At 70.2% G+C, this 13994-nt stretch carries 10 protein-coding genes; 5 read left to right on the forward strand and 5 right to left on the reverse strand.

The annotated features are described in order from the left end of the window. Positions 1-67 precede the first annotated feature (67 nt). Positions 68-964, reverse strand: a complete 897-nt coding sequence (map, locus tag ABD831_RS09835) for a type I methionyl aminopeptidase (RefSeq protein ID WP_344945089.1) — start codon at positions 962-964, stop codon at positions 68-70. A gap of 111 nt (positions 965-1075) precedes the next feature. Here map and ABD831_RS09840 point away from each other — a divergent pair, with 111 nt between their 5' ends. Continuing rightward, positions 1076-1282: a methionine aminopeptidase gene (locus ABD831_RS09840; protein WP_344945091.1), complete on the forward strand. Its 207-nt coding sequence runs from the start codon at positions 1076-1078 to the stop codon at positions 1280-1282. An 88-nt stretch (positions 1283-1370) separates the two neighbouring features. Here ABD831_RS09840 and panB read toward each other — a convergent pair whose 3' ends face one another. Next, the gene (gene panB, locus ABD831_RS09845; RefSeq protein WP_344945093.1) at positions 1371-2264 is read right to left on the reverse strand and encodes a 3-methyl-2-oxobutanoate hydroxymethyltransferase; all 894 of its coding nucleotides are present in this window, start codon (positions 2262-2264) and stop codon (positions 1371-1373) included. Positions 2265-2530: 266 nt separating this feature from the next. On the opposite strand from panB, the gene ABD831_RS09850 reads away from it, so the two are divergent. From ABD831_RS09850 to ABD831_RS09865, 4 genes are all read left to right on the forward strand, one after another. Then, entirely contained in the window at positions 2531-4855 is a 2325-nt protein-coding gene (locus tag ABD831_RS09850) for an immune inhibitor A domain-containing protein (protein ID WP_344945096.1), read from the forward strand. Positions 4856-5007: 152 nt separating this feature from the next. Continuing rightward, complete coding sequence (gene glnA, locus ABD831_RS09855) at positions 5008-6345, forward strand: type I glutamate--ammonia ligase (RefSeq protein WP_142177668.1); 1338 nt, start codon at positions 5008-5010, stop codon at positions 6343-6345. Between the two features lie 51 nt (positions 6346-6396). Beyond that, positions 6397-9426 carry a bifunctional [glutamine synthetase] adenylyltransferase/[glutamine synthetase]-adenylyl-L-tyrosine phosphorylase gene (locus ABD831_RS09860; RefSeq protein ID WP_344945102.1) on the forward strand — a complete coding sequence of 1010 codons (3030 nt, stop codon included), beginning with the start codon at positions 6397-6399 and terminating at the stop codon, positions 9424-9426. Next, positions 9423-10691 (forward strand): MFS transporter, encoded by a 1269-nt coding sequence (locus ABD831_RS09865; protein ID WP_344945105.1) that lies wholly within the window; start codon positions 9423-9425, stop codon positions 10689-10691. Before ABD831_RS09860 ends, ABD831_RS09865 begins: the two co-directional genes overlap by 4 nt. A 67-nt stretch (positions 10692-10758) precedes the next feature. On the opposite strand, the gene ABD831_RS09870 is transcribed toward ABD831_RS09865, so the two are convergent. From ABD831_RS09870 to ABD831_RS09880, 3 genes are all read right to left on the reverse strand, one after another. Beyond that, positions 10759-11778 (reverse strand): peptidoglycan-binding domain-containing protein, encoded by a 1020-nt coding sequence (locus tag ABD831_RS09870; protein WP_344945108.1) that lies wholly within the window; start codon positions 11776-11778, stop codon positions 10759-10761. Between the two features lie 149 nt (positions 11779-11927). After that, a complete protein-coding gene (locus ABD831_RS09875) occupies positions 11928-13442 on the reverse strand; it encodes an MFS transporter (RefSeq protein ID WP_344945112.1) in 1515 nt (504 codons plus the stop codon). Next, positions 13439-13882 carry a DUF1810 domain-containing protein gene (locus ABD831_RS09880; RefSeq protein WP_344945116.1) on the reverse strand — a complete coding sequence of 148 codons (444 nt, stop codon included), beginning with the start codon at positions 13880-13882 and terminating at the stop codon, positions 13439-13441. The genes ABD831_RS09875 and ABD831_RS09880 overlap by 4 nt, the downstream gene beginning before the upstream one ends. Positions 13883-13994: the final 112 nt, after the last annotated feature.

The raw sequence follows: 13994 nt of genomic DNA on the forward strand, positions 1-13994 counted from the left end.
AGCGGCGTGCGAGGTCGTGAGACGTGCCAGGTGGTGCGACCTGCGAAGGTCCGCGCCGGTCAGCGGTTCAGGCGGTGGCGCCGGTGGCGCCGGTGTCGACGTCCGGGAGGGTGAGGATCTCGTGGCCGTCGTCGGTGATGAGGATGGTGTGCTCGAACTGGGCCGAGCGCCGGCGGTCCCGGGTGACCACGGTCCAGCGGTCGTCCCACATGTCCCACTCGTGGGTGCCGAGGTTGAGCATCGGCTCGATGGTGAACGTCATGCCCGGCTCGATGACGGTCTCGTAGTGGGGGGCCGCGTCGTAGTGCGGCACGATGAGGCCGGAGTGGAACTCGAGTCCGATGCCGTGCCCGGTGAAGTCACGCACGACGCCGTAGCCGAAGCGCTTGGCGTAGCTCTCGATGACCCGGCCGATGACGTTGATCTCCCGGCCCGGTCGGGCGGCGCGGATGCCCCGCATCATGGCGTCGTGGGTGCGCTCGACGAGGAGCCGGGACTCCTCGTCGACGTCGCCCACGAGGTAGGTCGCGTCGGTGTCGCCGTGCACGCCGTGGATGTAGGCCGTCACGTCGATGTTGACGATGTCGCCGTCCTCGAGCGGCCGGGCATCGGGGATGCCGTGGCAGATGACTTCGTTGACGCTCGTGCACACGGACTTCGGGAAGCCCTTGTAGCCGAGTGGCGAGGGGTAGGCGCCGTGGTCGAGCATGTACTCGTGGGCGACGGCGTCGAGCTCGTCGGTGGTGACGCCGGGGGCGATGGCCTTCGAGGCCTCGACCATGGCGGTGGCCGCGATGCGCGAGGCGATCCGCATCTTCTCGATGGTCTCGGCGTCCTTGATCCGCAGGTCGCCGTCCTCGCGCGGGTTGGCCACGTCGACGTAGTGCGGCCGTTCGATCGAGGCGGGCACCGGTCGGCGCGGACTGAGGGGGTGGGGTGACACCCGCGGCTGGAGCAACGGCATACGGTGGAGTCTAGGTCGTCGGTGGGTGCCGTCCACGCGTTGCGTTCACGACGCGGACCCGCCCGCCCCGGTGTGAAGTGGCAAGAGTCCGATGAGAGAAGGAGTGCGCACGTGAGCTTCTGGTACAACGTCGACACGGGTCAGGTCGAGACCGATGAGAACCGCAGCCGCGGCGAGCAGGTGCTCGGCCCGTACGCCACCGAGGCGGAGGCGCGAGCCGCCCTGGACACCGCCCACAAGAAGACGGAGCAGTGGGACTCCGAGGACCGCAACTGGAACGAGCGCGGGGTATCAGGGACGGGTGAGGGCGACGCCTGAGCCCGACCTCAGCCAGCACGTCACGTGAGCCCGTCCGGTCCAGACCGGACGGGCTCACGTGTGAAGCCGGGGTGGGCGCGGTCGCGGGTCAGGACTCGAAGGAGTGCTCGGTGTCGGGGAACGCGCCCGACTCGACGTCGGCGGCATACGCCCGTGCGGCACCCAGCAGGGTGCCGCGCAGATCGGCGTACTTCTTGACGAAGCGGGGGGCCTTGCCGGAGCGCAGTCCTGCGAAGTCGCTCCACACGAGCACCTGGGCGTCGGTGCCGTTGCCGGCGCCGATGCCGATCGTCGGGATGCTGAGCACCTCCGTGACGCGGGCGGCGACGGGCGCCGGCACCATCTCGAGCACCACGGCGAAGGCCCCGGCGTCCTGCAGGGCGCGCGCCTCGTCGACGAGGGCGTCAGCGGCGTCACCGCGCCCCTGCACGCGGTAGCCGCCGAGCTGGTGCTCGCTCTGGGGCGTGAAGCCGACGTGGGCCATCACGGGGATGCCCGCGTCGGTCAGTGCCTTGACGAGCGGGACCATCGCGGTGCCTCCCTCGAGCTTCACACCGTGGGCGAGACCCTCCTTCATGAGGCGGACGGCGCTCGCGAAGCCCTGCTCGACGGAGGCGCCGTAGGAACCGAAGGGCATGTCGGCCACGACGAGGGCGCGGCGGGCGGCCGACGACACGGCCCGCACGAGCGGGATCATCTCGTCGAGCGTGACGGGGACCGTGGTCTCGTAGCCGAAGACGTTGTTGCCGGCCGAGTCGCCGACGAGGAGGACGGGGATGCCCGCCTCGTCGAAGATCTGGGCGGCATACATGTCGTATGCCGTGAGCATCGCCCACTTGCGGCCCTCGGTCTTCATCGCGTGCAGGTGGGGGATGCGCACCTTGCGCGGCGACGGAGCGGTGTCCGCCGTCGCCGCGGATGGCTGCTGGGCCCGGCTGCCGGCACCGTAGGGACTCTGCTCCTCGGGGGCGTCTGTGCTCATCCGGGGAGCATATCGGTGGGGTGACGACCGACCCCCTGCTGCTGGCCGGCGGTCCATGGGGCTGGTGTGACGCGTATCCGATCTCGGCCGGGAATCCAAGACTGCCGGGTCGTTCCTTTACGAAGATTTTACGTTTCTTGCGCTGAACTACCTTGCAGCACAAGTTTTTTCGATTCCCCTGTGACTGGACGCCACATTGTCTGTGATCTGTGTTCTTATACGCGAGGCGCCCGATTTGCGGCGCCTTGTGACCAGGAGGACAGATCGTGAACAAGCGCCACTGGAGTGCTGTCTCAGGGTTGGCCGTGGGGGCGCTCGTCGTCACCGGCCTGACGGCCCCGATGCAGGCTCAGGCAACCCCCCTTGCCAAGGCCCCGGTCAGCGGAGACCCCGCTGCGGCCCAGGCCTCGCAGCCAGACAACCTGCCCAACCCCCTTGCCGACGCACAGGCGGCCGAGCGCAAGGACGCCATCGCCAAGCTCCTCAAGGGCGAGGCCTCGACCAAGACGATCAACGGCAACCGCGTCATCGAGGTCAAGAGCAAGGGCAAGGACGGCAAGCCGGGCAAGTCCAAGTACGTCAACTACCCGGTGAACCGTGAGGAGGACATCTTCACGATCCTCACGGACTTCGGCACGCAGACGAAGGCCCCGTTCGACACGACGCCGGGCCCGGTGCACAACCAGATCGCCTCGCCGGACCGCAACTGGGACGGCAACGCGACCGACGACAACTCGACGTACTGGACCAAGGACTTCAACCGGGACCACTACCTCGAGATGATGTTCGGCAACGGTGAGTCCTTCAAGGACTTCTACCAGAAGCAGTCCAACGGCCGCTTCCTCGCCAAGGGCGACGTCTCCGACTGGGTGACCGTCCCCTACAATGAGGCCCGTTACGGTGCCAAGAACAACGCCGACGGCTACTGGAACTACGTCAAGGACACGGCGACGGCCTGGTACAACGCCCAGAAGGCGGCCGGCAAGAGCGACGCCGACATCAAGACGTACCTCGCGCAGTTCGACAAGGTCGACCGCTACGACTACGACGGCGACGGCAACTTCAACGAGCCCGACGGCTACATCGACCACTTCCAGGCGATCCACGCCGGAGAGGGCGAGGAGGCCGGCGGAGGCGCCCAGGGCGTCAACGCCATCTGGTCGCACCGCTGGTATGCGTTCTCCAACCAGGCCGGCGTCACCGGGCCGAACTTCAACAAGCTCGGTGGTGTGCCGCTCGGAGACTCCGGCATGTGGATCGGTGACTACACGACCGAGCCCGAGAACGGTGGCCTCGGCGTCTTCGCGCACGAGTTCGGTCACGACCTCGGTCTGCCCGACCTCTACGACACCAACGGCGGCGACAACAGCACCGCCTTCTGGACGCTCATGAGCGGTGGCTCGTGGCTCAACCACGGCAAGGACTCCATCGGCACGACGCCGGGCTACATGGGTCCGTGGGAGAAGCTGCAGCTCGGTTGGCTCGACTACAAGACCGTGCCCTTCGGTGAGAACACCTCGGTCAAGCTGAGCCAGGCGGACCTGTCCACCAAGAACGGCTCGGTGCAGGCTCTCGTCGTCCCGCTGCCCGAGCGCACGGTGACCGCCGACCGCAACACGCCCCACTCCGGCAAGGCCGAGTGGTGGAGCGGCTTCGGCGACAACCTCAACTCGACGCTGTCGCGCACGGTCGACCTCACGGGCGCCAAGACCTCGGCGTCGATCAACGCGTGGGTCCAGGGCAACCTCGAGCAGGACTACGACTACCTCTACGGTGAGGTGTCGACCGACAACGGCGCCACGTGGAAGCAGGTCGGCACGCCGGTCAACGGCGTCTTCGGCTGGGCCCAGAAGTCGTTCGACCTGTCGGCCTTCAAGGGCCAGACCGTCCAGTTCCGCTTCCGCGTCGCCACCGACGGTGGTGTCTCGAGCGAGGCCTTCGTCGACGACATCGCCGTGACCACTGACGGTGTCGCCGGCACGGTCGACGACGTCGAGTCGGGTGCTGGTGCCTGGACCGCCAAGGGCGGCTTCTCGGTCATCGACGGCACGACCTCGAAGCAGGTGCAGGACTTCTACCTCGCCGAGAACCGCGTCTACAGCGGCTACGACAACACGCTGAAGACCGGCCCGTACAACTTCGGCTGGGGCAACAGCAAGCCCGACTGGGTGGAGCGCTTCCCGTACCAGAACGGCATGCTCGTCTGGTTCGCCAACGGTGAGTACGGCGACAACAACACGATCGACCACCCGGGTGGTGGCCTGGTCCTCCCGGTCGACGCCCGCCCGGCGCCGGTCATGCTCAACAACGCCGACGGCAGCAAGACGATGATGGGCAACCGTCGTCAGCCGTTCGACGCCACCTTCGGCCAGGAGGCCACCGACGCGGTGAGCTTCCACCGCAACGGCGTCGAGACCGTCGTCCCGTCGCAGCCGGCCATGCCGACGTTCAACGACTCGGACGTCAACCGTTACTGGTCCTCGGCGAACAAGCTGGGGTCCACCAAGGTGGCCGGCTCGGGCACGACGATGACCGTGACGAAGACCCGTGACGGCCGCGACGAGCTGCAGGTCATGGTCAAGTTCAAGTGACACCCGCGTGACCTCCGGGTCATGACCGCGAGGGCCCCCGGGACGTCCCGGGGGCCCTTCGCGTCGCCCACCCCACGGCATACGACCGGGCTCTCGTCCCGAAGGTCGTGTGTCGCAACATCCGTGAAACACCGATGCGGCAGGATCGACACATGAACCGTCAGGAAGAGTTCGTGCTGCGCACGATCGAAGAGCGCGACATCCGCTTCGTCCGTCTGTGGTTCACGGACGTCCTCGGCACCTTGAAGTCCGTCGCCGTCGCGCCGGCCGAGCTCGAGGGCGCGTTCGCCGAGGGCATCGGCTTCGACGGTTCGGCCATCGAGGGCTTCGCGCGGGTCTACGAGGCCGACATGCTGGCCAAGCCGGACCCGTCGACCTTCCAGATCCTGCCGTGGCGCGGCGACCCTCCCGGGACGGCACGGATGTTCTGCGACCTGCAGCTGCCCGACGGCACCCCGAGCTTCGCCGACCCGCGGCACGTGCTCCAGCGCGCGCTCACCAAGGCGGCCGACCTGGGCTTCACCTTCTACACCCACCCCGAGATCGAGTTCTTCCTCCTCGAGCAGGGACGGGACGCGAACGGCCGCCCGATCCCGGTCGACGACGCCGGCTACTTCGACCACGTGCCGCACGGCACCGGCCACGACTTCCGTCGCGCGGCGATCACGATGCTCGAGAACATGGGCATCTCGGTCGAGTTCAGCCACCACGAGGGCGCCCCGGGCCAGAACGAGATCGACCTGCGCTACGCCGATGCCCTGAGCACGGCCGACAACATCCAGACCTTCCGCACGGTCGTCAAGGAGGTCGCCCTGACCCAGGGCATCTACGCGACCTTCATGCCCAAGCCCTTCTCCGAGCACCCCGGGTCGGGCATGCACACGCACCTGTCGCTGTTCGAGGGTGACTCCAACGCGTTCTTCGAGGCGGGAGCGCCCTACCAGCTGAGCAAGGTCGGCCGTCAGTTCATCGCCGGCCTGCTGCGCCACGGGGCCGAGATCGCCGCCGTCACGAACCAGTGGGTCAACTCCTACAAGCGCCTGTGGGGCGGGGGAGAGGCGCCGGCCCACCTCACGTGGGGCCACAACAACCGGTCCGCACTCGTCCGGGTCCCCATGCACAAGCCCAACAAGGGCCAGTCGACGCGCGTCGAGGTGCGCTCCCTCGATGCCGCCTGCAACCCCTACCTCGCGTTCGCTGTCCTGCTCGGTGCGGGTCTCAAGGGCATCGAGGAGGGCTACGAGCTGCCCCCGGAGACCGAGGACGACGTCTGGAGCCTCACGGACTCGGAGCGCCTGGCGATGGGCATCAAGCCCCTGCCGTCCTCGCTCGGACGAGCCCTGGAGGTCATGGAGGAGAGCGAGCTCGTCGCCGACATCCTCGGCGAGCACGTCTTCGACTTCTTCCTGCGCAACAAGCGCCAGGAGTGGCTCGACTACCGCCGCGAGGTCACCCGCTTCGAGCTCGACCGTTACCTGCCTCGCCTCTGACGGTCAGCCATCAGTCCGAGCGACCCACTGGCACCTAGCGATTCGACACCGATGTCATCACGCACCAGCACCACCGAAGGGGCCCTGGCCCGGCTCGGCTTCGCCGACCCCGACCGGGCCGTCGGTCTCGTCGAGGACCGGGCGCTGCTGCCGGTCCGCGCTGCCGTCGCCGGTGGCCAGCTCGACGAGCTGGCTGGGGTCATGGGCGACACGGCCGATCCGGACCAGTGCCTGCTCGGGCTCGTGCGCGTCGCAGAGGCCCTCGGCAAGCTCGGCGACGACCCGGACTGGGGGATCTCGGCCCTCGCGGCCGAGCTCGCCCTGCCGGGCGTGGGACGGGAGCGCGTCCTGGGCGTCCTGGGCGCCTCGACCGCCCTCGTCGACGAGCTGGTCCGCCACCCGGAGCACTGGGTCGACGCCGCCCGGGCGGAGCGGCGTCCCGGGGAGCAGGTGCGCGCAGCCCTGGTTCATGCGGTGACCGAGCGCGGCGGCCTCACCGCGCACGACGCCCTGCGCATCGCCTACCGGCGCGGACTGCTGCAGATCGCGGCGCTGGACGTCACCGCGGACGACCCGCTCGCCGAGATGCCGGCCGTCGGTGAGGCCCTTGCCGAGCTGGCCGAGGCCGCGCTCGAGGCCGCGCTCGTCATCGCCCGCGAGGAGTACGGCGACGGCCACGAGGCCTGCCGGCTCGCCATCATCGGGATGGGCAAGACGGGCGGTGGTGAGCTCAACTACGTCAGTGACGTCGACGTCATCTTCGTCGCCGAGCCGGCCGACGGTGCCGACGAGGAGACCGCCCTGCGGGTCGGTACCGCACTCGCGACCGCGACGATGCGGGCCTGCTCGACGCCGACCCCGGAGGGCAGCCTCTGGCCCGTCGACGCCGCCCTGCGCCCCGAGGGCAAGCAGGGTCCGCTCGTGCGCACCATCAGCAGCCACAAGGCGTACTACGAGCGCTGGGCCAAGACCTGGGAGTTCCAGGCGCTGCTCAAGGCGTGGGTCTCGGCGGGGGACAAGGAGATCGGGCTGCGCTACAAGTCCGAGATCTCGCCGATGGTGTGGGAGGCGGCCGGGCGCGACCACTTCGTCGAGGACGTCCAGGCGATGCGTCGCCGGGTCGAGCAGCACGTGCCCGCCAACGAGGCCGGCCGTCAGCTCAAGCTGGGTCCGGGAGGCCTGCGCGACGTCGAGTTCAGCGTGCAGCTGCTCCAGCTCGTGCACGGTCGCACCGACACCGGCCTCCGCTCCGCGACGACGCTGGAGGCCCTGTCCGCCCTCGCCCGTGGCGGCTACGTCGGCCGTGAGGACGCCGCCGTCCTCGACCGGGCCTACCGGCACCTGCGCTGTCTCGAGCACCGCATCCAGCTGCACCGACTGCGACGCACGCACCTGATGCCGGTGACCGAGCCCGACCTGCGCCGGCTCGGTCGCGCCATGGGGCACCGCACCCACCCGGAACGTGCCGTCGTCGCCGACCGACAGGCCGCGGCGCGCGAGGTGCGCCGGCTGCACGAGCGGCTCTTCTACCGTCCGCTTCTCGCTGCGGCGGCCAAGCTCAGCCCCACCGAGGCCCGCCTCAGCCCGGAGGCCGCGCGGCAGCGGCTGCTCGCGCTCGGCTTCCGCGACCCGGCCGGCGCCATGCGCCACCTCGAGGCCCTGACCACCGGCGTCAGCCGGCGTGCGGCGATCCAGCGGACCCTGCTGCCGGTCATGCTCGGGTGGTTCGCCGACGAGGCCGACCCCGACGCCGGCCTGCTGTCCTTCAGGCGCGTGTCCGACGAGCTCGGCACGACCCACTGGTACCTCAAGATGCTCCGCGACGAGGGACGCGCCGCCGACCGGCTCGCCCACTGCCTCGCCCGCAGCAGGTATGCCGCGGACCTGCTCGTGCGCTCGCCGGAGAGCGTCTCGATCCTCGGCGACGACAACGGCCTGACACCGCGGAGCCGAGAGGCCATCACGGCGACCATGCAGTCGGCCGCGGGCCGGCGTGAGTCGGCCGCCGACGCCGTGGCCGCGGTCCGTGCGATCCGGCGCCACGAGCTGCTCCGCATCGTCATGAGCGACCTCGTGGGTGTCATCGACCTGGCGGGGGTGGGCGCAGCGCTGACCGACCTCACCGGTGCGACGATCCAGGTCGCGCTCGAGGCGGCCACCCGGGAGGTCGAGCAGCGCGAGGGCGGGCCCGTCGGCGGGGACATCCTCGTCGTCGCGATGGGCAGCCTCGGGGGTCGTGAGCTCGGTTACGCCTCCGACGCCGACGTCATGTTCGTGCACCAGCCGCACCCCGGCTCCTCGGAGCAGGAGGTGCAGACGCGGGCCACGATGGTCGTCCAGGAGCTGCGCAAGCTCCTGTCGGGGTCAGGCCCTGATCCCGGCCTGGGGCTCGACGCCGACCTGCGTCCCGAGGGCAAGGCCGGCCCGATGGTGCGCAGCGTCGACTCCTTCCGCACCTACTACGAGCGGTGGGCGCTCACGTGGGAGTTCCAGGCCCTGCTGCGAGCCACCCCGATCGCCGGACCGCCGGCGCTGGCCGGGGCCTTCCTCGCCCTCATCGACCCGTTGCGGTGGCCCGAGGGCGGGATCAGCGAGAGCCAGGTGCGCGACATCCGCACCCTCAAGGCTCGCGTGGAGAGCGAGCGTCTGCCGCGCGGTGCCGATCCTCGAACCCATCTCAAGCTCGGTCGTGGCGGCCTCACCGACGTCGAGTGGGTCGTGCAGCTGCACCAGCTCGAGCATGCCCATTCGCGGCCGGCCCTCCGCGTGACGGGCACCATGGCGGGTCTCGATGCGCTCGGCGCCGAGGGCCTCATCTCGGCCGAGGACGTCGACGCCCTCCGGGAGGCGTGGCGCCTCGGGGCGCTCATGCGCAACGCCGGAGTGCTGTGGCGCGGGCGACCCATCGACAGCGTGCCGTCGGACCTGCGGGACCTCGACGGCATCGGTCGGATCATGGGGCGTTCGGCCGGAGAGGGCGCTGCTCTCGCCGAGCTCTGGCGCCGGGTGGCGCGGCGATCGCGTCATGCCACTGATTTCAACTTTTACGAGTCCCCACCTCGGGGTAGCGTCGTCCCGTGATTCGGAGCGAGGGCGAGGCCGGCAGCGTGCCGACGTACGGCGCCGTTCTCCGGGTGCCGCGCTACCTGCCGATCTTCCTGGCCAATGCGCTGTCCATGTGGGGCGACTACATCGCGCGGGTCACGATCGCGGCCGTGGTCTACCAGCGGACGAGCTCGCCGCTGGCGACGGCGACGACGCTGGCCGTCAGCCTGGTGCCGACCTTCTTCGGGCGCAGTCTCGTGGGTCCCATCGTCGACCGGTTCCCCTACAAGTGGGTGCTCATCTGGTCCCACCTCGTCCGGGCCGCCTGCGTGCTCGGGCTCATGTGGCTCGTCTTCAGCAGCTCGGCGCCGTGGGTAATGTTCCTCGTCCTCTGCGCGCTCGAGCTGGTCGGTGGGGCCTCGACGGCGTCCAACATGGTGCTCCTCACCGACCTCTTCGAGGACCGTCATCTCTACGCCCGGGCCGTTGGTCTCGGCGCGATGTCCGAGCAGTTCAACCAGGCGATCGGCCTGGCCGTCGGGGGCGGGATCGTCGTGCTCCTCGGTCCGGAGACGGGTCTGCTCCTGGACCTGCTCACCTTCGTCGCCGCTGCACTCGTCATCCTCTTCGTCGTACCGCTTCGAGCCGTCACCGGCCAGCGTGGGCGCGGCCTTCGTGGCTTCTTCCACGACCTCTCGACCGCCGCCGGCGACCTCGCCCGTCACCCGGTCCTGGCGCGGCTCGTGACCCTGAGCGCGGTGGCCAGCCTGGGAATCGCCGCGCCGGAGGCGCTGGCCATCCCCATCGCGGGCCACAACGGCTGGGGCGGCGTGCTCATGGCAGCGCCCATCGTCGGGGCCATCGTCGGCATCCTCGTCATCGGCCGACGTGACGTGCACCAGCAGAACCAGTCCATCGTGCCACTCGCCCTGCTCATGCCTCTGCCGCTGCTGCTGACGACGCTGGAGCCGCCGATCTGGGTCGTCGCGGGGCTCTTCTTCGTGTCCGGCACGCTGCAGGCGTTCATGGTGCCGCTGCAGGCGACCTTCGCCCTCGTCACCGAGCCCGCCCTCCGCGGTCGCATCTTCAGCCTGGCCGGCAGCGTGTCCATCGCCGCGGCAGGTCTGTCCTTCCTGGCCGCCGGCTGGGTGGGCCAGCACACGAGCGCCCACATGGGCGTCTCGATCTGTGCAGCCGTCTGCCTCGCGCTGATCGCGATGGTCGCCGCCACCTGGCCTCACCGCCGCGTGCGCACCGCGGTGGACCACGCGTATGCGGGGCCGTCCTCCCGCGCAGCCTGACCGGCGCGCAGCCAGTCCGACGCGTTCGCCGCCGGGGCCCGCAGGTCCCGACGGCGGGGTGGTCGGATCAGCGTGGCATGCCGTTCGCGGTGAGCAGCGCACGCCAGGTCGACGCGTAGGCGACGCCGCTCGCCGTGATCCCGTGCTTGGTCTGCCAGGCCTTGAGACGACTGGTCGTCACCGACGCGAACGTGCCGGTGACCGGAGAGACGCCCACAGCCTTCTGGAGGGCCTTGACGGCAGGGCCGGACATCCCGGGGCGCAGCACCATGCCCGAGCGGGGCACCAGCTCCTTGAGCAGCGCGCTGGCTCCCGTGGGCGCCTTGACGATGGCGTAGCGAGGACAGGGCCTGGCATTGGGCGCGGCGTTCCCGGCCGACCAGTTGAGGTCGGCGGGACGGCACGGACCCCAGTCGACCGGGGCGACGGCCTTGCTCCAGAAGGAGGTTCGCCCGTTGGCGCCCTCCCACGAGAGGCTGAGGTGGATGTGGTTGCGGTGGCACGCGGTGTCGTAGGCCGACGACGGCGTCGTCGCGCAGGTGCTGTAGGGCCGCCAGCCCTCGGAGGAGCGGTAGGAGCTCCACATCTTGTTGTTCCAGATGATGTACATGACCCCGAGACGCCGGGCGTTGGCGTAGCGGTTGCCGACCTTGTCGGTGCCCAGCAGCCAGGCCAGGACCGCGTCGGCCTCGGCACGTTCGGTCGTGTTGCGCACGTTGAAGAAGGTGTCGACCGCGCGACCGTCGAAGTGCTCGGAGGACGGCGTGGTCGCCGAGGTGCAGCTGCGGGACAGGCCGTAGGTGTTCGCGTAGGTCGCCTGGATGAGCTGGGCGAGCTTCAGGGAGCCCGTCCGCGTGCGGAGGTCGCAGCCCGTCGGCGGGACGTAGGGCGAGAGGCCCTCGATGGCGGCCGGCAGACCGGCGGGAGTGGCCGGGACCCGGACGCCACCCGCCGACGCGCTCGGGGCGGCTGCGGGCAGGAACACCAGGGAGGCGACGGCGGACAGCACGAGGCCGAGGCGCCCGAGGCGCCCGAGGCGTCCGAGGCGTCCGGGGCCGGGGTGGCGAGACTCTGGGGTGGGCTTCATCGGTACGTCCAGACACAGGTTGGGAGACGAGGTCACCGGCCGAGGTGCACGGTCACGCGTTCGATTGAAACCTTTTGTCCGATTTCGCGCAGCGAGTTGGCAAAATCGGATCGACGTCGTCGCTGCTGCCGAGACGAGGCGGTATGCCGTCAGGCGGGCTCCCGCGCACCGCGGCGGCGGTTGCGCAGGTCCAGAGCGCTTGCGCCGAGGGCGACGGCGACGAGCACCGCGGCCACCCGCAGGGCCCCCGCGGCATCGAGGCTGCCACCGGCGGCGATGCCCGAGTAGAAGACGGCTCCGACGAGCGCGATGCCTGCTGCCGTGCCGATGCGCTGGCCGGTCTGGAGGAGTCCGCCGGCGGTGCCGGCCCGCTCCACGGGGACCCGGTCGACGGTCAGGGTGATGTTGGGGGAGATGACGAGACCGCTGCCGACACCGGCGACCAGCAGTGGCCCGGCGAGCCACCAGCCGAGCGAGGAGTCGTGGACCGCGCCCAGGACGACGTCGACCCAGAGCAGGCCGAGCAGGACCACCGTCAGCCCGACGGTCACCAACGAGCGCTCGAAGCGACTGACGAGGCGTCCGCCGATAGCCGAGGTCACGGCCGATCCGGCGGCGAACGGAGTCACGGCGAGCCCGGCCAGCAACGGGGTGAAGCCGAGCTGCTCCTGGAAGAAGATCGTCAGGACGAAGAAGATGCCGGTGAATCCGGCGAAGTAGATGGTGCCCACGGCCGCACCGGGCGCGTAGCCGGGCACGCGGAAGAGCGCCAGGTCGACGAGCGGGCTGCGACCTCGTCGGGTGTAGGACCGCTCCCACGCGAAGAAGGCGATGAGGAAGGCCAGACCGACCACCGCCACCCACCACGGGACGCCGGCGCCACCCCGACCGGTCTCGACGACGGGCAGCAGGATGCCGAGCACGCCGGCACCGAGGAGCACCACTCCCACGGGATCGGCGTCGATCCTGCTCTCCGGGTCCCGGGCGGGCGGGTCGGGCAGCCAGCGCATCGCGAGCAGCACGGCCGCGGCCGCGATCGGCAGATTGACGATGAAGATCCACCGCCAGCCGGTCTGCTCGCCCAGCCCGTTCAGGATCACGCCGCCGACGACGGGCCCGACCGCGGTGGAGATCCCGATCGTCGCGCCGAGCAGGCCGAAGGCGCGCCCGCGCTCTGCGCCACGGAAGAGCTGCTGGATCAGGCCTGACACCTGCGGGTTGAGGATGCCCCCGGCAGCCCCCTGCACGAGCCTCGCCACGACGAGCAGGGCGCTGTTCGGAGCTAGTCCGCACGCGAGGCTCGCCAGCCCGAAGAGCACGACACCGACGACGAAGACGGTGCGCCGTCCCAGGACGTCGCCGATGCGTCCGGAGGGCACGAGGGTCAGGCCGAAGGCCAGGGCGTAGCCGGACACGACCCACTGCAGGTCGCTCGGGCTGGCCTGCAGGCCCGTCTGGATCGAGGGGAGGGCGACGTTGACGATGCTGACATCGAGCAGGGTCATGAAGCCGGCCACGAGGCAGACCCACAGCGCCTTCCAGCGCCGCGGGTCGGCCTCACCTGACCCACGCTCGTCCCGGGCCGGCGAGGCGTGCCCGTGAGCCGTGCCCGGGGGGCGGTTCCGGCCCGTGGCGTCCGCCGCGCGGATGCCGTCGCCGGTCACGATCCGAGGATCCCTGTCGTCGCGTCGTCCCGTCGTCCGCCGAAGAAGTGCTCGAGCACTCGCACGAAGGGCTCGGCGTCGCTGACATCCTGCGCCGCCCGCTCGAAGAGCGTCATCGACGAGCGCAGCTTCGTCGCGTCCACGGGGCCGAGCACCTCGGCCGCATCTGTCGTCCCCAGTGCAGCGAGTGCCTCGGCGCACTCGCGCAGGCGTGGTCCGAGAACCGGGTGGCCCAGGTAGGCGCGGGCCTCGGGAAGTCCGGACACGGCATACAACCTCGCTGTCTCGCTGTGGCCGAGGCCGGCGACCTGCGGGAAGACGAACCACATCCAGTGGCTTCGCTTGGCGCCGGCCCCAAGCTCGGCCAGGGCGCGCGCGTACGTGCCGCCGGCGTCCTGGGCACGCACGAACCGCTCGAGGTCGAAGGAGGTGTCGCTCATGCCTCTGACGTACCCGACGCAGGACCCGCTGGGACCCGCAGCGCGTTCCCCCGCACCGAATCTCATCCTGACGGGGTGAGCATCCGCCCGTCGGCGCAGACCTAGCATGAGG

The sequence above is a fragment of the Terrabacter ginsenosidimutans genome (genome assembly GCF_039539425.1).
Lineage (GTDB): Bacteria > Actinomycetota > Actinomycetes > Actinomycetales > Dermatophilaceae > Terrabacter > Terrabacter ginsenosidimutans.